The sequence below is a fragment of the Rhodoferax sp. GW822-FHT02A01 genome, from assembly GCF_038784515.1.
Lineage (GTDB): Bacteria > Pseudomonadota > Gammaproteobacteria > Burkholderiales > Burkholderiaceae_C > Allorhodoferax.
Genome location: NZ_CP152376.1, coordinates 21409 through 39618 on the forward strand (window position 1 = coordinate 21409; position 18210 = coordinate 39618).

Consider the following 18210-nt stretch of genomic DNA (forward strand, 5'->3'; position numbering starts at 1 on the left):
GACGCCGCGCAATCCCCTTCAGTGCAGGCGTACACCCTGCTTTTCCAGCTCCGCCTGCACATCCTTCAAACGTACTTCCGCCGTGGTCTGGCCATTGCGGATGGACACTGCGGCGGCCGCACCGGCGCCCTGCCCGGTGACGGTGCAGGCCATCATGTTGCGCATGGCGGCATGGGACACCATGTCACCAGCCACGCATCTTCCTGCCACCAACAGGTTGTCCACCTCCAGCGGCACCATGCAACCGTAAGGCACTTCGAAATAACGGCCGGTGCTGGGCAGTATCAGCACCGCATAGCCATCAATGAACTCGGGGAAGATGCCGATGGAGTCGTCGAACTTGGCCTGGTTGCGCACATCCTGTCCGGTCAAGTTGTAGCGGCCGATGATCTTGCGCGAGTCGCGCACACCCAGGGTCATGGCGAAGTTGCGCAGCTTGGCTTTCTCGAACCCGGGGACCACGTTCTTGAGAGCAGCCAGCGCGTGCAATGCTTCCTCGCGCCCCTGCATTTCGGCACGGGTGAGGTCCATCACGTCAGTGGGATCAAAACCATACATGTGGGCCAGGTTGAGGTTGTTGGCTTCACCGGCTTCGGTCAGCGAGGACCATGAACCACCCAGGTTGGTGCTGTCCTGCGGGATCACGCCCATTGCGCGGGCCTGGTCGAACTCCTTGTCCAGGTAAGGACTGCGCAGCTCGTTTTCCTTGCCGGTGGTCTCCTGTTCCCAGGTGCGGCTCCAGTCGGCATAGGTTGCGGGCTGGGCCTCGGTGTATCGCAGGAAGCGATCCTTGTCGACACCGGAGGCATTGAACACCGTGGTCATGCCCAGCATTTTGTCCTTGGGCGTCTTGCGGTAGCTGGCACCTGCCAGATGGGCAATGTCTGCGTCACCCGTGCAGTCGATGATGCGCTGCGCCAGCACCACCTGACGGCCGGACTTGCTCTCCGTCACTATGCCCTTGAGGCAATTGCTGCCCTCTTCAAAGATCACGTCGACCGCATAGCAATGCAGGATAGGGCGTACGCCGGCCTCGCGCACCAGATGGTCGGCAACCACCTTGAAGAAATCGGCGTCCAGACACTCGCTGTCGTTGTAGGGCCACTTGACGGTGCCACCCATGGCTGCAGCCCGGCGCTCCATCTCGATGCCAATGCCTTCGGATTCGATGGTGCCTTCGTAGCGGTACCACGCCAAAGTTTCCATGCCCACCGTCGTGATGGCACCACCAAAGCAACCAAAGCGCTCCAGCAACACCACATCGGCACCCGCACGGCGCGCGGCCAGTGCCGCCGAAAGCCCCGCCGGACCGGCGCCAACAACCAGCACTTCACAGGTGGTCAATATGGGCAAGGCCTTGGGTGGTTCGATGTAGACGCCTTGCGCGGCATCCATCTCTCCGGCGGTGGGCGGAGTGTGCTGGAGCACCTCGCCCTCGTCGGTGCTCTTGCGGGTAAAGGTCAGGCGCTTGCCCGCCCAGCGGCTGATCATGCGGCCTACGCGGCCGCTGTATTTCTCTTCATCCGACATGGTGGTTCCAGTGTGAGCGGGCGCCAGAGCGCCCGATTCGCGTCAAAAGGAAGCGCGAATCTTCACACAAAACCATCCATGGCTTACTGGCTTTTCTTGGCTATTTCGTTACCGACGTATCCGCCACCAATGGCGCCCAGAATGGTTGCCAGCGTCTTGCCGTCACCGCTGCCGACCTGGTTGCCCAGGACACCACCCACCACCGCACCCACGCCTATGCCCACGGCACTATTCTTGGCTGCGGGTTTGGCAGGTGCTGGTGCAGGAGCGGGTGATGTGGTGTTTGTCGGTGCGTTGCTGGTGGCGACCTGTTGCGCATCATGGTGCGTATGTTTGGCCGCTGTCGTTTCTGGAGCTAACGCCGGTGTTGGCTTGGCCATTGCGGCTGTAGCTTCTGGAGGTGCAATGGCCTCGCTATGCTGATCCCCAACCGATCCGCGAGACATGGGCAACACACCGGTGATGGCTGCGATGCCCAGCAAACTGAACAATGTCAGCGCAACTGCGGCTACTGCTACCAAGGGGTGAATACGACGCAAACTGTTTTGAAAACTCATGGGCTACCTCGTCAACTAATTGTGTTGACCTCAGTATGCCCAGGAAGTCAGCCCCATGGGGGTAGCGAATGGTGAACCACCTGTTTCAGTTGTAAACAGGTGTAAGACCTCGGGGTTGGCGTAAGCGCTCAGTCGCCTGTGGGCGATATGCGGAACGTCTTGATGCGGCTGTGGGCGCGCAGGAAGCGCGCGAGCGACGCAAATTTATCCGAGCCCGACGTGCGGATCACCATGCGGTATTCAAAGTCGTCGCCGCTGTCAGAGACACGGTAGCTGATGTTGGCAATGGTGAACCCGTGCGCCTGCAGCATGCTGCGTACTTCCTCTTCTTCCATCGCGTCATTGCGACCAAAGCTGAGAAAGTGCTGCGCATAGTGATGTGACGGTATGCGCGCCTCGATCACGCGAAACAGCGACAACACACCAACCGTAAGAATCGTTGCCACGATGGCTGGGAAATAGAACCCGATACCTATGAGCACGCCCAGGGCCGATGTGATCCAGATGGAGGCGGCCGTGGTCAAGCCGCGCACGCTCAGTCCTTCCTTGAAGATCACGCCCGCGCCCAGAAAACCGATGCCGGTCATGATGCCCTGCGCCATGCGCGTGGGATCGGTACGGAAGGCTTCCATGGATGCACCAGCCGGCAGCCATTTGGCCTGATACAGGGTGACCAGCATCAGCAGGCTGGAAGCCAGGCAAACCAGTGTGTGCGTTCTGAACCCTGCAGGGCGTCCGTGGTAACTACGCTCCAATCCAATGACACCACCCACCGCCATGGCACCGATCAGGTGCAATGTCATCGTCGCCAAGTCTTGATCCATATCTGTAACAAATCTGAAATATTTAATCGCTATTGTGTGTTGAAAATTGCTACCGTGTGTAAACTGATTGACACGGAACTGACATTTTTTAACGCCACACTCCCCTGGCAACTTTTAAGGAACCGTTATGCACCCATCCAAATTGACTTCATTGGCTATCGCTGTTGTGGCGGTATGCAGCACCCAGGCTGCCATGGCCCAATCTGCACAACTCGTTGCGGCTGCCAAGGCCGAAGGCCAGTTGACCGTGATTGCCCTGGCGCGCAGCTGGTGTGGCTATGGCCCCATCATCGATGCCTTCAAGGCGAAGTACGGCATCAAGGTCAATGAACTCAATCCGGATGCAGGTTCCGGCGACGAAATCGAAGCCATCAAGGCCAACAAGGACAACAAGGGTCCCCAGGCTCCCGACACCATTGACGTGGGTCTGTCCTTCGGCCCCTCGGCCAAGGCCGCAGGCCTGATCCAGCCCTACAAGGTTTCCACCTGGGCCAGCATCCCTGACAGCGCCAAGGACCCTGAAGGCTACTGGTACGGTGACTACTACGGCGTGCTGGCATTCCAGGTCAACTCCGACATGGTCAAGCCCCCAGCCGACTGGTCCGATCTGCTCAAGCCCGAATACAAGAACGCTGTGGCACTGGCTGGTGACCCCCGCGCTTCCAACCAAGCTATCCAGGGCGTATATGCCGCCGGTCTGAGCACCACCAATGGCGATGCTTCCAAGGCTGCTGCCGCTGGCCTGAAGTTCTTTGCCGACCTCAACAAGAGCGGCAACTTCGTGCCCGTGATCGGCAAGGCCGCCTCGCTGGCACAAGGCACCACCCCCATCATCATCAGCTGGGACTACAACGCCCTGGCCGACCGCGATAAGCTCAACGGCAACCCCAAGGTCGACGTGGTCGTTCCCAAGAGCGGCGTGGTTGCAGGCGTGTATGTGCAGGCCATCAGCGCCTACGCTCCCCACCCCAATGCAGCCAAGCTGTGGATGGAATACCTGTATTCCGACGAAGGCCAGCAAGGGCTGCTCAACGGCTACTGCCACCCCATCCGTTTCAACGACCTGATTGCCAAGAACAAGTTCACCAAGGCTTCTCTTGACAAGCTGCCTCCTGCTGCGGGCTATGCCAAGGCTGCATTCCCCACACTGGATCAGCAAAACGCTGCCAAGGAAGTCATCACCAAGCAATGGGATGCTGTTGTGGGTGCTGCGGTCAAGTAATTTGCCGGGCTGACTACTGCCATCGGGCGTGACCTGCAACGGTCATGCCCGATTTTGTTTGCGGCCGGCCCGATGCTTGCTTCACCGTGGAATATGCGTTTCTGCTGAACCTGTACCTCACCCCATGGCCACTCCCCTTCTTCCCAACAAGAAACCCGCCAACCTGAATCTTTTGGGTGTGGTGCCTTTCTTTGTGTTCGCCTTGCTGTTCCTGCTGCTGCCCACGGCTTACCTGATGGTGGGCGCGTTCCAGGACGCCGCAGGCAACTTCACCTTGGACAATCTGCGCGGTCTGTTTGAAGCCAACGTGCTGGATGCCTACTGGATCAGTTTCAAGATCAGCGTGGCCTCCTCAGTTGCCGGCGGACTGCTGGGCTTTCTGCTGGCCTGGGCCGCCGTGCTGGGCAAGCTGCCCGACTGGATACGGCCCACGCTGATGACCTTTTCCGGCGTGGCGTCCAACTTTGCCGGCGTGCCCCTGGCCTTTGCCTTTCTGGCCACCTTGGGACGCATGGGCCTGGTCACCGTGTTGCTGCGCACCTATTGCGATATCAATATCTACTCCACCGGTTTCAGCATCCTGAGCTTTCTGGGGCTGACCATTACCTATCTGTATTTCCAGATCCCGCTGATGGTGCTGATCGTCACACCGGCGCTGGAAGGCCTCAAGAAGGAATGGCGCGAAGCCTGCGACTGCCTGGGCGGCACCACCGTTCAATACTGGCGCTATGTGGCCATGCCGGTGCTGTGGCCCAGCATCCTGGGAGCCATGCTGCTGCTGTTTGCCAACGCCTTTGGCGCAGTGGCAACCGCCTATGCCCTGACCGGCAGCTCGCTCAACATCGTGCCCATCTTGCTCTATGCACAGATCCGTGGCGACGTGTTGCACAACCCCAACCTAGGCTACGCCATGGCTCTGGGCATGATCATCATCACCGGCCTGGCCAATACCGGCTACATGGTGTTGCGCAGCAAGACCGACCGGAGGAGCGCATGAAAAAAGAATCCCGTCTGGGCGCATGGATAGCAATGGCCGTGGGCGCCACCTATTTCCTGCTGCCCCTGATTGCCACCTTCGAATTCAGCCTGCGCATGAAGCGCGGCCAGTACAGCTTTGAAGCCTACAAGGTGGTCTTTGAAGACCCGCAGTTCCAGGCCACCTTTGGCTACTCCATCGTGATGGCCATTGCCACCATCGTGGTGGGCGTGCTGCTGGTCGTGCCCACTGCCTACTGGGTGCATCTGCGCATGCCCAAACTACGTCCGCTGGTGGAATTCATCACGCTGATGCCGCTGGTGATACCGGCCATCGTGATCGTGTTCGGTTACCTGCGCATGTACAACAGCAGCTCGCTCATCCCCTTGACCGGCAGCGAGCGGGCCACGGACTTCCTGCTGGTATGTAGCTACGTCACCCTGTCGCTACCGTATATGTACCGCTCGGTAGACACGGGCTTGCGCACTATTGACGTACGCACGCTTACTGAAGCTGCGGAAGTGCTGGGCGCCAAGCGCGCCACCATCTTGCTGCGCGTGATTTTTCCTAACATCACATCGGCCATCCTGTCGGGCGCCTTCCTGACCTTTGCGGTGGTGATCGGTGAATTCACCATGGCCAGTCTGCTAGACCGCCCGGCCTTCGGCCCTTATCTGCAACTCATTGGCGCCAACCGCGCTTACGAGCCGTCCGCGCTGGCGGTCATCGCCTTCATCGTGACCTGGGCCTCCATGGGGCTCATCAATGTGTTCGGCAGCAACAAGCACGCACGCCCCACCCGCTAATTGAACCGAGAGATTGACGCAATGGCATTCCTGGAAATTTCGAATATTCAAAAACGCTTTGGCGAACAGACCGCCGTGCACGACTTCTCCATCTCGATCGACAAGGGAGAGTTCATCACCTTCCTGGGCCCATCGGGATGCGGCAAGACCACCATCCTGCGCATGCTCGCCGGATTTGAATCGCCCTCGGTCGGCAGCATTGTGTTTGACGGCAAGGACGTCACCCATGTGCCGACCAACCAGCGCAACGTCGGCATGGTGTTCCAGTCGTATGCGCTGTTTCCCAACATGACGGTGGCCGAGAACATCGGCTTCGGTCTGAAGGTGGCCAATGCTGGCAAGAGCGAGATCGATGCGCGCGTCAAGGAGATGCTCAAGCTGATCAAGCTGGATGCGCTGGCCGACCGCTACCCCTGGCAGATGTCGGGTGGACAGCAGCAGCGTGTGGCCCTGGCCCGCGCCATTGCCAACAAGCCCAAGGTACTGCTGCTCGATGAACCGCTGTCCGCGCTGGACGCAAAGATCCGCATCTCCCTGCGCGAGGAAATCCGCGAGCTGCAACGCGAGCTCAACATCACCACCGTGTTCGTGACGCATGACCAGGAAGAGGCCTTGTCCATCTCGGACCGCATCGTGGTGCTGAGCGAAGGCCGGGTTGAACAGATTGGCACGCCCTCGGAGATCTACAACTTTCCACGCACCCGCTTTGTGGCTTCGTTCATCGGCACGCTCAACCAGCTTTCCGGCGAAGTGGTGGATACCGCCAAAGGAGAAATCCGCGTGGGCGGTTTGACGCTGGTGACATCCAACCCGCTGGACAACCTGAAGAACGGCCAGAAATGCACCCTGGCCATACGCCCGGAAGCCATCACCCTGGACGAAGGCGGCAACGGCAAGAATGCAGTGCAGACGGTGGTGGACGACGTGGGCTTTCTGGGCTCCATCGTGCGCATCCGCACGCACCTGGGCAATGAAGTCCTTTCCATGGACGTATTCAACGACCCCAACCAGAAGTTGCCCGCGCGCGGCGACAAGGTGACGCTGAGTTTTGCTTTTGAGAATCTGCTGGTACTTGCGTAACGCTGTGGCGCCCCGAGCGCGCCTTTGAATTGGTCCGGGTGACAGCGTCATAACGCTGTCACACCAGTATCCGACACTATTCATATGAAAGCGCATATGAACACAGAGTCGGGCGAAGTGAACGACTGGATGCTATCCAGCGAAGACCGCGCAAGCCAGATCGTCAGCCTCGTCAATGAGCAGGGCTTCCAGTCGATAGAAGCCTTGTCGGCACGCTTTGGTGTCAGCACGCAAACCATTCGCAGGGACGTCAATGCCTTGTGCGACAAAGGGCTTTGCCGTCGTCGCCATGGCGGCATCGATCTGCTGCCCGATGGCGAGAACGTTGCCTACCTGGCTCGGCGTGTATTGAACCAGGAAGCCAAGGCCGCCATTGCCCGATGTGTTGCAGCCCTGGTGCCCGAAGGTGCTTCGCTGTTCTTCGGCATCGGTACCACACCGGAACAATGTGCCCATGCACTGGCAGACCGCACACGGCTGCGCGTGATGACCAACAACCTCAACGTGGCAGCGGCGCTGGTTCGCAACACCAGTTGCGAAATCACCATTGCGGGCGGGCGCCTGCGCAACCTGGACAACGATGTGGTGGCTGGTGAAGCCCACACCTTCTTCTCGCACTACCACGTGGACATCGGCATCTTCGGTGTCGGCGGCGTGGCCGAGGACGGTAGCCTGCTCGACTTCAGCCCGGACGAAGTGCATATGCGCCAGCAATTGGTCAAGCATTGCAGGCAACGATTCCTGGTGCTGGACCACACCAAGTTTGGTCGCGCAGCCACGGTACGCGGCGGCCACATCACCGAAGTCAGCCATGTGTTCACCGACCAGCCGGTGCCCGATGCCATCGCCGACATGCTGCAACAGGCCCATGTTCATTTGAGCACTGCCAATGGCGATTCCCCCGTTTCACTTACCCCCCTCTGAAGGAGAACCTTGTCATGAAACCACACCACTTTCAACGCCTGGCCATGGCCGGCGCATTGGCTCTGACTGCGCTGTTCACCAGCACCGCAGCACAGGCCCAGCAACGTGCCATCTGCTACAACTGCCCGCCCGAATGGGCCGACTGGGGCACCCAGCTCAAGACCATCCAAGCTCGCCTGGGTATCCAGGTGCCGTCGGACAACAAGAACTCCGGCCAATCCATCGCCGCCATGATTGCGGAGAAGGCCAACCCGGTAAATGACGTGGTCTACCTGGGTGGCATTGCGGCCGACCCGGCGCGTGACGCCGGTGTGCTCATGCCCTACAAGCCCAAGGGCTGGGACAAGATCCCCGCCAGCCTGAAAGACCCGGAAGGCTATTGGTTCACCATCCACTCCGGCACCCTGGGCCTGTTCGTCAACATGGCAGCACTGGGCGGCAAACCCGTGCCGCAAAGCTGGGCCGACCTGCTCAAACCCGAATACAAAGGCATGGTGGGTTACCTGGACCCCACCTCCGCTGCGGTAGGTCAGTTGGGTGTGATGGCCGTCAACCTGGCACTGGGTGGAACCTATGACAACCTGGACCCCGGCATCAAGTACTTTCAGGCGCTGCTGAAGAACCAGCCTATTGTTCCCAAGCAGACCTCCTATGCGCGCGTCATCTCCGGTGAAATCCCCATCCTCGTCGACTACGACTTCAACGCGTACCGCGGCCAGTACACCGACAACGCATCCACCCGCTTTGTGATTCCCAAGGAGGGAACCGTGGTGTTCCCCTACGTCATGGGCCTGACCAAGAATGCCCCCAACGCCGACAACGGCCGCAAGGTGCTGGACTTCGTGCTCTCGGCTGAAAGCCAGACCTTGTGGGGCAACGCCTATCTGCGCCCGGTGTTTCCGGAGCACCTTTCGGCTGAAGCGAAGGCTCGCTTCCTGCCGGACAGCGAATACGCACGCGCCAAGCCGGTGGACCTGAAGAAGCTCGCCGCAGCGCAGGCCAAGATCATAGAGCGCTACAAGAACGAAGTGCAGTAAAGCGCCAGTGCGCCAGGAAAGTCTGAACCCATGATTCTTCTGCTTCCCGCGGCAGTGTTCTTCACTGCCTTCTTCCTCCTGCCCATGGCGCGACTGGCGCTGGTGGGCGGCAGCGGCACCCTGGGTTGGTCTGCCTATGGCGCATTGATCACCAATGCCGGCTACTTCAAGGCGCTGCTGTCCACCCTGGGCCTGGCACTGGTCACCACCATACTCACCTTGGTGATCAGCACCATTGCCGGCGTGTTCCTGCAGCGCCACAAGTTCCGTGGCAATGCCACGCTGGTTTCCATGTTGACGCTGCCACTGGCGTTTCCCGGTGTGGTGATCGGCTTCATGGTCATTCTGCTGGCCGGGCGCCAGGGGTTGATCGGCCAGATCAGCCAGGCCATGGGTGCCGACAAGCTGGTGTTTGCCTACTCCATGACCGGCTTGCTCATGGGCTATGTGTACTTCTCGATTCCGCGCACCATACTGACCGTGATGGCCGCCACCGAGAAGCTGGATGCCCGCATTGAAGAGGCCGCCCGCTCGCTGGGCGCCAATAGCTGGCAAGTCGTGCGGGATGTCATCGTGCCGGGCCTGTCTCCGGCGCTGATCTCTGCTGGTGCCATCTGCTTTGCCACCGCCATGGGCGCATTTGGCACGGCGTTCACACTGGCCACCAACATCAACGTATTGCCCATGGTGATCTATACCGAGTTCACCATGTCCGCCAACATTGCCATGGCCTCGGCACTGAGCTTCATGCTGGGCGCCATCACCTGGCTGGTGCTGGCCCTGGCGCGCTCGGCAGCCGGCTCCGGCGTTGCCGCAGCAGGTTGAGAGGACGCCGCATGCAAACCAAAAAATTCCTGTTCGTGCTACAGCTGGCGTTCACGCTGCTGGTGTGCGCCTTTCTCATCGTGCCGGTGGTGCTGTCCATGCTGGCCGGGGTAACGACCAACTACATCGCGGGCCTGCAAAGCGGTCTCACCACACGCTGGCTGTTCGAGGTGTGGGATGGCTACCGCGACACCCTGTTCCGCTCCATCGGCATCGCGCTGGCCTGTCTGGTCATCACCCTGCTGCTGGGCGTGCCCGCTGCCTACGCGCTGGCACGCATGCGCAACCGCCTGGCCCGCTGGGTGGAAGAGTTGCTGGTGCTGCCAGTGGCCGTGCCCGGCCTGGCCACGGCGCTGGCGCTGATTGCCACCTATGGCGGCTGGGGCAGCTTTCGCACATCCTGGGTCTTCATCCTGATCGGCCATGTGCTGTTCACCTTGCCGTTCATGGTGCGCTCAGTGCTGGCGGTGCTGCTGGCCATTGACCTCAAGACGCTGGAAGAAGGCGCGGCCTCATTGGGTGCCAGTTTTCGCCAACGCTTCTTTGACCTGGTGCTGCCCAACTGCCGCAACGGCATCCTGGCCGGTGCACTGATGGTGGTGACCTTGTCCATGGGCGAGTTCAACATGACCTGGCTCTTGCACACCCCACTCACCAAGACCTTGCCGGTGGGACTGGCCGATGCGTACGCCTCGCTGCGGCTTGAAATCGGCAGCGCCTACACCCTGATTTTCTTTCTGATGATTGTTCCCCTGCTATGGGCCATGCAAACCCTTGCGCGCCCCACCAAGCGCCGCTTTGACGACACGTCCCCCACCGACACCCCACTGAACCGCACCCGATGAACACGCCCGCGCTCCCTCCCCTATCGATAGAACTCAAGGCCTGTGCCAAGACCTTTGCCAACGGAACCCGTGTGCTGGAGCCGCTGGACCTGCACATCGCGGCAGGCGAGACCGTGGTCCTGCTGGGCCCATCCGGTTGTGGCAAGACCACCACGCTGCGCCTGATTGCCGGGCTGGAACAGCCCGATGCCGGTGGCCGGGTGCTGTTTGATGGCACCGATGTCACCGCACAAGGCATTGAAAAACGCAACGTGGGCATGGTGTTCCAGTCCTATGCCCTGTTTCCCAACATGAGCGTGGCCGACAACATCGGCTATGGCTTGCGCATCCGCAAGACACCGCCCGCACAACTGCGTGCGCGCGTACAGGAGATGCTGGATCTGATGCGCATCAGTGCGCTGGCCGACCGGTCCATTGACCAGCTCTCCGGCGGCCAGCGTCAGCGCGTGGCCCTGGCGCGTGCACTGGCCGTGCGCCCGCGCGCGCTGTTGCTGGACGAGCCGCTGACCGCTCTGGACGCCCAGCTGCGCGAGACCCTGCGCGTGGAGATCAACATGCTGCTGCGCAACCTGGGCATCACCACGGTGTACGTTACGCACGACCAGAGCGAGGCCATGGCTCTGGGTGACCGCATCATCGTCATGTCCCACGGCCGCGTGGAGCAGGCCGGTACGCCGCGCGCCATCTACCAGAAGCCGGCCTCACCCTTTGTGGCCGACTTCATAGGCACCATGAACCGCGTGCAGGGCCGCTACGACCCGGAGGGGTTTGCCTGCACCGGTGGCTTGCTGCGCTGGCAAGGTGGCCCGACGCCAGCAAAGGAAATGATGTTCCGCCCCGAGGATGTGCAACTCACAAGCCCCGACGCCCAGCCGGACCTGCACGGCACGGTGGCCGCGGCCTTCTTCCTAGGAGACCGTACGCGCCTGATCGTCAACGTGGGCGCCACAGCGCCCCTGGTCATGGACGGCCCGGCGCGCTGTGATGCGCAGGTTGGCCAAGAGGTTGGATTGCGCGTGGACCCGCATGGTCTGCTGCCGGTACAGGAGCGCGCACCATGCTGATCGCCCACATCAGTGACACCCACATCAAGACGCCTGGCAAGAAAGCCTATGGCCGGGTGGATACCGCGCAGATGCTGCAACGCTGCGTGCAGCATCTGCTGCAACTGCGGCCGCAGCCAGATCTGGTGGTGCTGACCGGTGACTTGGTGGACCTGGGCCGGCCCGAGGAGTACGCCCACCTGCAGCAGTTGCTCTCTCCGCTGCACCTTCCGCTGGTGGTGGTGCCGGGCAACCACGATGCGCGTGACGCCATGCGACAGGTCTTTGCCCACCACCGCTATCTGCCGGCGACCGGGTTCCTGCATTTCAGCCTGGATAACACCTACCCCTTGCGCATCATCGGGCTCGATACGCTGGTGCCATTTGAGGGACGCGGTGAGCTGTGTGCCGAGCGACTCGCGTGGCTGGAAACCACGCTGGCACAGGCACCGGAGCAGCCCACGCTGGTCCTGATGCACCACCCGCCGTTCCTCACCGGCATTGCCCATATGGACGCCCTGGGTCTCACGGGTCGGGAAGCGTTTGCCTCCATCCTGGCGCGCCACCCGCAGGTACAGGCCGTTCTATGCGGGCATTTGCACCGCCACATCCATACCCGCGTGGGCGGCCACAGCGCCATGACTGCCCCCAGCCCGGCCCACCAGGTGGTGCTGGACCTGGACCCGCAAGGGCCCAGCCAGTTCTGCATGGAACCACCCGGCTACCTGCTGCACCGCTGGCTGGACGGGCAGTTCCTCAGCCACAGCGTGGTGCTGGGAGAACACGAAGGCCCCTACCCGTTCCACGATGCCAGCGGGCAACTCATAGACGAGTAGCCGCGCTGCGCCAATCTCAGGATGCGGTGACCCAGGCGGAGCGGTAGTCGCGTGCGTACTGTTCCAGCGTGCCGGGCGCGCGGCCCAGAATGGTCTGCACCGCATCGGTGGTGCGCTCGGAATAGCCTGCCTTGAAGTAGCTCAGGATCAACAGCAGAAACTCGGCGTAGGGCTTGGGCAAGCCGGCTTGCAGCAAGCCGCCCAGCAACACGTCGGGCGGAATGTCTTCGTAGGTGATGGTGCGGCCAGTGGCGGCAGACAGGATCTTGGCCACTTCATCATGGTCCAGTGCCACGCTGCCGGTCAGATCGAAGTCGCGGTTGTTGAAATCGTCCTTGCTCAGCAACTGGGCTGCTACGGCGGCAATGTCACGTGCGTCAATGAAGCTGCCCTTGGAAGCGCCCAGCGGCAGGAAGATCTTGCCGTGTTCCAGAATGCCCTGGATCCAGAAAGTGTTGAAGTTCTGCATGAACCAGTTGGGGCGGATGATGTTGTACGCCAGGCCCGAGTTCTGCAGATGCACTTCGGCCTTGCGCAGCGGTGCGGACTCATCGGCATTGGCACCCATAGCGGTCATCAGCACCAACTTCTGCACACCTTGGGCCTTGGCCGCATCAATGGCGGGCTTGAGCAGCTCGTCATGGTTGGTATAGCCCGGAGGGCACAGCAAGAAAACCTTGCTCACACCGGCAAATGCCTGGGCCAGACCTTCGCCGCTCACCAGATTCAAATGCACGTCACGCGCCGGGTCCTTCACCGCCTTGCTGGTGGCTTTGCGCACATCGTGCCCCTGTGCGATGAGCAGCTTGACCAGCTCGGTACCTACGGTGCCGTTTGCACCGATGACAAGTGTTTTAGCCATGAGACATTCCTCGTGTAGTGGTTGATGGCCTGATGATCCGCGCAACCGTCTGAACTTGAAATGGACAAAAATACACTTTTCATGTCCAATCGTACAAAACCTCTTTAATCCCAACGTGTTCCATGGACCTTTTGACCGACCTCTTTCGCCAGGCGGGTCTGCGCCGCAGACTGCTCAACCAGCGCCGCATACGGCCGCACACCGCCCTGCAGTTTCCCTGTGACCGCAGCGTGGGTTTGCATGTGGTCACCGACGGCACCATCTATCTGCATGCCCCTTCGATGGCGGAGCCCATGCGGCTGGAAGTGGGGGACATCGCCGTCATGGCGCGCGGGTGCACGCACAGCATCAGCGCGGACGCCAGCCTGCAGGACGCCAAGGTCGTGGCGCTGGCCGATACCTGGCAAATGGCGAGCTTGCAGCCGGCAACAAAGGCGATTCCCAACGCCGTCATCAGTGGTGCCTACCAGTTCTGGCACACGCCGCTGCACCCGCTCTTTCAGGAAATGCCCGCCTGGTTCGTGCTGCGTGCCCAGGACGGCCCCTGCTCCAGCGCGCTGACGCACAGCATGCAACTGCTGGAGCAGGAAATATCCCTGCACGAACTGGGTAGCGAGTCCATCGTCTACGGCTTGCTGGACGTGATCTTCGTGCTGCTGATGCGCGAGATCGTGGCACGCCAAAGCCAGGCACAGCCCGGCTGGAGCCACTCCATCCAAGACCCACAGGTGCTTCGCGCCGTGCAGGCCATGCACGCGGATTGCGCACACCAGTGGACGCTGGAAGAGCTGGCGGCCCGAGCCGGGCTCTCACGCACCAGCCTGGCCGAGCGCTTTCGCAAGAGCATGGGCAACACGCCGCTGAACTACCTGCGCACGGTGCGCATGCAAAAAGCCATGAGTGTGCTCAGCGAATCCGAACGCTCGCTAGAACAGATTGCGCAGGAAGTCGGCTACCAGGACGCGTTCAGTTTCTCCAAGGTCTTCAAGCGCACCGTGGGTGTGGCGCCGCGCGAGTTCCGCCGCCAGGACACGCAGGACAAGGGCCTGGCGTGGCGGATTGGCTGAAGCTCAAAAACCCAGCAGCGAACGCTTGGCCTGGATCTGCAGGTTCCTGTAGTCCAGGTTGTTGTCATCGCAGTATTTGATGGCAAACGCCACCAGGCCGCCCATGCTGTCGATGGCAAACTTCTGCTTGATGTTGCTCTTGTGCTGGTCAATGGTGCGCGGCTCTATCACCTTGGGGCTGTCCAGGTGGTTGTACTCGCGTGCAATTTCCTTGGAGGTCAGGCCCTTGGCCACATAGGGCATCAGGCGCTCCTCGCTGGGCGTGAGGCGCGGCAGGCGGCTCCAGCGGTCCAGCTCCTGGGGCAGCTCGGGCGGAAAATAGGTCATGCCTTCAAACGCTGCCTCTATGGCCTTCACATATTCGCGCGCATCCGACTCCTTGTACAGGAATGCCTTGGCGCCCGCCTTGAAAGCCTCCACCATGTAGTGCCCCTGCATGTTGGCGGTGATGAGCACGCAGCGTGAAGGAACGCCCTGCATCTGCAACTCCCGGATCACGTCGATGCCATTGCGCGAGCTGCCGTTGAATATGAGATCCGTCACCACCACGTCCGGACGCAAGGCCGCGGCTTTGGCCAAGCCTTCATCCGGGCTGCAGGCTTCACCCACCACATGGAAACCTTCGCCATAGGCCTGGATCATGGCCACCACTCCCTGGCGCACCACCGGATGGTCATCGAGAACAAGAATCGTGACTTTCTGTCGCATGCTTCCTCCTCATTGCATTTGTTGCAGACCGGTGGACAGATAGGTCTGTCCACGCAGCGCACGGTCTATGGCCAATTCCACTTCGTGCGCTGGGTCCTGCTTGAGCACATAAGCGCGGGCACCGGCAGCGAGCGCGGAACGTACGTATTCCGGATCGTCAAACATGGTCCAGAACACCACCGGGATGTCGGGGTGACGCTCCAGAATGGAGCGCGCGGTCTGTGGGCCCGTGGAACCCTGCACGCGCATGCTGATGATCACCACATCCGGGGCCAGTTGTGCGACCAGCTCCAGCGCTTCCTGGTGCTCGCTGGTTTCACCTACGACCTCAAAGTCGGCCAGGGCATCCAGCAGAGTGCGCGAACTCGCGCGCGATATGGCGTGCACGTCGACCAGCAACAGGCGCACCGGTGTGGCGTCGTGGTCAGAGGGCGAAATGGCTTTCATGCTGGGTATCTCTTACAAATGGGTATGCGGGATGAAAGCGGTGACGCGGGTCATGCCCGATGTGCTGTGGAATTCGAACTCCCCACCATGACGCTCGATGCGTTCGCGCATGTTGAGTAGACCAATGCCGCTCTTGCCCTTGGTAGCTGAAACCGGAGCGCCCACACCGTCATCCTGGATGCGCATCCACAGGCCTGCGTTGTCGACTTCGATGGAAATATTCACCTGCCGGGCCTGCGCATGCTTTTCGATGTTGCGCGTGGCTTCCTGGAAGGAGCGGTACAGATCGCTCTCCACATCCTTCGGCAGCTTCGGGATGTCGCCCACGTACACATCCACACGGATGCCGGTGCGGTCACCAAATTCCCGGCTCTCCTGGACCACGGTCACCCCCAGGCCGGCATCGTCGAGCATGGCCGAGCGCAGCTTGTGCGCCATCTCGCGCACATAACGCATGACCTCCTGCAGCCGAGTCACGCCGCCGCCCAGCGTCTCGTCGGCCTTCTGGACGTCTCCCCGCTGCAACTGCAGGCGCGCCGTTTCGAAAGTGAACTTGGTAGCCACCAGCCACTGGCTCACGCCGTCATGCAGATCGCGCGCCACCCGGGTGCGTTCGGCCTCCTGCGACTCCACCACCTGCTGTGCCATGCGCCTGAGCTTCTGGTTGGCCTGGCGTTGCTCGTGGATATTGAAGGTGAGACCACCAGCCGCCACCACGAACAGCGACGCCAGCGCAATCAGCACGATGCGGTCGCTGGTGCGCTGGATGGTCTGGTCAGTCTGTTTTTCGATGAAGGAGCGCACTTCGCGCATGTAGTCCAGGTACAGGCCGGTGCCTATCATCAGGTCGCACTCGGGCACATATTCCACATAGCCGAGCTTGGCCTCGATCTGCCCGGTGGAAGGCCGGTGCCAGACGTAGTCCACAAAGCGATCGTCCGAGCGCGAGGCCTTTAGCAACTGCTGGATGATGTAGTTGCCTGCCGCGTCCTTGAATTCCCACAGGCTCTTGCCCTCGATGTCGGGCAAGCGTGGATGCATGACGTTGGTGCCATCCATGGCATAGACGAAGAAGTAGTTGTCGTCGGCCGAATCGCCAAAGTCCATGTGCCGCAGCAGTTCCTTGCCTTCACGACTGAGCTTGTAGGGGGTGTTGGTGGGCGCGCAATAGTGCGCCATGACTTTGCCGCCGGCCTGCACGAAGTGCTTGAGCTCGTCCTTGCGTGCCTGCAGCACGATGGCTTGCACGGCCACCACCTGGTTCCTCTGCATCTCGGTGATCAGGTCACGCACCATCCACACCACCCACACCACCGCCAGCAGCAGCGGCAGACTGGCCAGCAGGATCACCACCAGGCGCAGGCGCAGCTGGGCCGTTCTCTTGGTGGCAATCGGGCTATTGGACATGCGTGGGGCTCCCTGGACGGGGTCTATCGTAATCGCCCCACCCTCCCCAGCTAATGAACCGAGATACGGATCACACCCCGCTCACGCGGGGATAGACGCCAGAGCGCCCCGGATGCGAGAGCACCCATTGCCAGAGCTGGATATCGCGCGCCCTGAACGCTCCGGCGCAGGACAGCAGGTAGTAGCGCCACATGCGGCGAAAACGCTCGCCCAACCGGTCAGCAAAACGGGGCCAGGACGCTTCGAAATTCGCATGCCAGGCCATCAAGGTGCGGTCGTAGTCCGCGCCGAAGTTGTGCAGGTCTTCCACCACAAAGCGCAGTTCGCAGGCCTTGCCGATCTGGGCGATGGTGGGCAGCTCGCCATTGGGAAAGATGTATTTGTGGATCCAGGGATCGGTGCCATGCCCATGTTCATTGCGGCCTATGGTGTGCAACAGAAAGAGTCCGTCGGGCGCCAGGCAACACTTGACCATGTCCATGTACGTGGCGTAGTTTTTCTGGCCCACGTGCTCGAACATGCCCAGGCTGACAATGCAGTCGAATTTTTCATTCAAGGCGCGATAGTCCTGCAGCCGGAACTCCACCGGCAGGCCCTCACACAGGCGCCGCCCCAGTTCCACCTGTTCGGCGGATACCGTAACGCCCACACACCGCACACCATGGCGCTCGGCCGCATAGCGCATGAAGCTGCCCCAGCCACAGCCGATGTCCAGCACCCGCATGCCACGCTGCAAGCCCAGCTTGCGACACACCATCTCGAGCTTGTGCTCCTGCGCTGTCTGCAGATCCTGGGCGCCGCTTTGCCAATAGGCGCAGGTATAGGTCATGCGACGGTCCAGCATGGCCGCATAGAAGTCGTTGCCCAGGTCGTAGTGCGCGCGTCCCACCTGCCACGCCCGCGCCTCGCTCTGCAAATTGAACCAGCGCGCCCGCAGATGGTGCAACAGCATGGTGCTGGGGTGTACCTTGGCAGACAGATTGGCGCGCAACAACCGGTCAAAGAGCGCATCCAGCTGCTCGCAATCCCACAAACCGTCCATGTAGGCCTCACCCAGACCCAGGCTGCCTTGTGCCAGCACCCGCTCGGCCAGACCGGGCTTGATCCTGCACACGTCCCAGGGCCTTTGGCCTTCCAGGCGGATGTCTGCCTGATTCAACAAGTCCGCGAGAAAGCGATGCTCGCGGGAATCGGGCATCTGCTGCGAAGTTTGT

19 protein-coding genes are annotated in these 18210 nt (G+C 61.1%); 11 read left to right on the top strand and 8 right to left on the bottom strand.

Annotated elements, in window-relative coordinates; translation table 11 throughout:
• Positions 1-18 precede the first annotated feature (18 nt).
• The 3 genes from AAGF34_RS00115 to AAGF34_RS00125 form a co-directional block, all read right to left on the bottom strand.
• The gene (locus AAGF34_RS00115; protein ID WP_342618612.1) at positions 19-1530 is read right to left on the bottom strand and encodes an FAD-dependent oxidoreductase; all 1512 of its coding nucleotides are present in this window, start codon (positions 1528-1530) and stop codon (positions 19-21) included.
• Between the two features lie 83 nt (positions 1531-1613).
• Positions 1614-2087, bottom strand: coding sequence for a glycine zipper 2TM domain-containing protein (locus tag AAGF34_RS00120; protein ID WP_342618613.1), 474 nt, complete (start codon positions 2085-2087; stop codon positions 1614-1616).
• Between the two features lie 128 nt (positions 2088-2215).
• Positions 2216-2890, bottom strand: a complete 675-nt coding sequence (locus tag AAGF34_RS00125; protein ID WP_342621188.1) for an MgtC/SapB family protein — start codon at positions 2888-2890, stop codon at positions 2216-2218.
• Positions 2891-3104: 214 nt separating this feature from the next.
• On the opposite strand from AAGF34_RS00125, the gene AAGF34_RS00130 reads away from it, so the two are divergent.
• The 10 genes from AAGF34_RS00130 to AAGF34_RS00175 all read left to right on the top strand — a co-directional run bounded on the left by AAGF34_RS00130 (position 3105) and on the right by AAGF34_RS00175 (position 12505).
• Positions 3105-4133 carry an ABC transporter substrate-binding protein gene (locus tag AAGF34_RS00130; RefSeq protein ID WP_342621189.1) on the top strand — a complete coding sequence of 343 codons (1029 nt, stop codon included), beginning with the start codon at positions 3105-3107 and terminating at the stop codon, positions 4131-4133.
• Between the two features lie 124 nt (positions 4134-4257).
• Positions 4258-5130 carry an ABC transporter permease subunit gene (locus AAGF34_RS00135; RefSeq protein ID WP_342618614.1) on the top strand — a complete coding sequence of 291 codons (873 nt, stop codon included), beginning with the start codon at positions 4258-4260 and terminating at the stop codon, positions 5128-5130.
• Entirely contained in the window at positions 5127-5915 is a 789-nt protein-coding gene (locus AAGF34_RS00140) for an ABC transporter permease (protein ID WP_342618615.1), read from the top strand. The genes AAGF34_RS00135 and AAGF34_RS00140 overlap by 4 nt, the downstream gene beginning before the upstream one ends.
• A gap of 21 nt (positions 5916-5936) precedes the next feature.
• On the top strand, positions 5937-6995 hold the full coding sequence (locus tag AAGF34_RS00145) for an ABC transporter ATP-binding protein (protein ID WP_342618616.1): 1059 nt from the start codon (positions 5937-5939) through the stop codon (positions 6993-6995).
• A gap of 96 nt (positions 6996-7091) precedes the next feature.
• Positions 7092-7919, top strand: a complete 828-nt coding sequence (locus AAGF34_RS00150) for a DeoR/GlpR family DNA-binding transcription regulator (protein WP_342618617.1) — start codon at positions 7092-7094, stop codon at positions 7917-7919.
• Between the two features lie 44 nt (positions 7920-7963).
• On the top strand, positions 7964-8956 hold the full coding sequence (locus AAGF34_RS00155) for an extracellular solute-binding protein (protein WP_342621190.1): 993 nt from the start codon (positions 7964-7966) through the stop codon (positions 8954-8956).
• Between the two features lie 30 nt (positions 8957-8986).
• The gene (locus AAGF34_RS00160; protein ID WP_342618618.1) at positions 8987-9781 is read left to right on the top strand and encodes an ABC transporter permease; all 795 of its coding nucleotides are present in this window, start codon (positions 8987-8989) and stop codon (positions 9779-9781) included.
• 11 nt (positions 9782-9792) lie between these two features.
• Positions 9793-10626, top strand: a complete 834-nt coding sequence (locus tag AAGF34_RS00165; RefSeq protein ID WP_342618619.1) for an ABC transporter permease subunit — start codon at positions 9793-9795, stop codon at positions 10624-10626.
• The gene (locus tag AAGF34_RS00170) at positions 10623-11690 is read left to right on the top strand and encodes an ABC transporter ATP-binding protein (protein WP_342618620.1); all 1068 of its coding nucleotides are present in this window, start codon (positions 10623-10625) and stop codon (positions 11688-11690) included. The genes AAGF34_RS00165 and AAGF34_RS00170 overlap by 4 nt, the downstream gene beginning before the upstream one ends.
• Entirely contained in the window at positions 11684-12505 is an 822-nt protein-coding gene (locus AAGF34_RS00175; protein WP_342618621.1) for a phosphodiesterase, read from the top strand. The genes AAGF34_RS00170 and AAGF34_RS00175 overlap by 7 nt, the downstream gene beginning before the upstream one ends.
• Before the next feature lie 16 nt (positions 12506-12521).
• Here the strand turns inward: AAGF34_RS00175 and AAGF34_RS00180 are convergent, their stop codons facing one another.
• On the bottom strand, positions 12522-13367 hold the full coding sequence (locus tag AAGF34_RS00180) for an SDR family oxidoreductase (RefSeq protein WP_342618622.1): 846 nt from the start codon (positions 13365-13367) through the stop codon (positions 12522-12524).
• A gap of 122 nt (positions 13368-13489) precedes the next feature.
• On the opposite strand from AAGF34_RS00180, the gene AAGF34_RS00185 reads away from it, so the two are divergent.
• The gene (locus tag AAGF34_RS00185; RefSeq protein ID WP_342618623.1) at positions 13490-14434 is read left to right on the top strand and encodes an AraC family transcriptional regulator; all 945 of its coding nucleotides are present in this window, start codon (positions 13490-13492) and stop codon (positions 14432-14434) included.
• Between the two features lie 3 nt (positions 14435-14437).
• On the opposite strand, the gene AAGF34_RS00190 is transcribed toward AAGF34_RS00185, so the two are convergent.
• The 4 genes from AAGF34_RS00190 to cfa all read right to left on the bottom strand — a co-directional run bounded on the left by AAGF34_RS00190 (position 14438) and on the right by cfa (position 18194).
• Positions 14438-15142 (bottom strand): response regulator transcription factor, encoded by a 705-nt coding sequence (locus tag AAGF34_RS00190; RefSeq protein WP_342618624.1) that lies wholly within the window; start codon positions 15140-15142, stop codon positions 14438-14440.
• A gap of 9 nt (positions 15143-15151) precedes the next feature.
• Positions 15152-15589, bottom strand: coding sequence for a response regulator transcription factor (locus AAGF34_RS00195; RefSeq protein ID WP_342618625.1), 438 nt, complete (start codon positions 15587-15589; stop codon positions 15152-15154).
• A 12-nt stretch (positions 15590-15601) separates the two neighbouring features.
• Positions 15602-16996, bottom strand: coding sequence for a cache domain-containing protein (locus AAGF34_RS00200; protein WP_342618626.1), 1395 nt, complete (start codon positions 16994-16996; stop codon positions 15602-15604).
• 70 nt (positions 16997-17066) lie between these two features.
• The gene (gene cfa, locus AAGF34_RS00205) at positions 17067-18194 is read right to left on the bottom strand and encodes a cyclopropane fatty acyl phospholipid synthase (protein ID WP_342618627.1); all 1128 of its coding nucleotides are present in this window, start codon (positions 18192-18194) and stop codon (positions 17067-17069) included.
• Between the last annotated feature and the right edge of the window lie 16 nt (positions 18195-18210).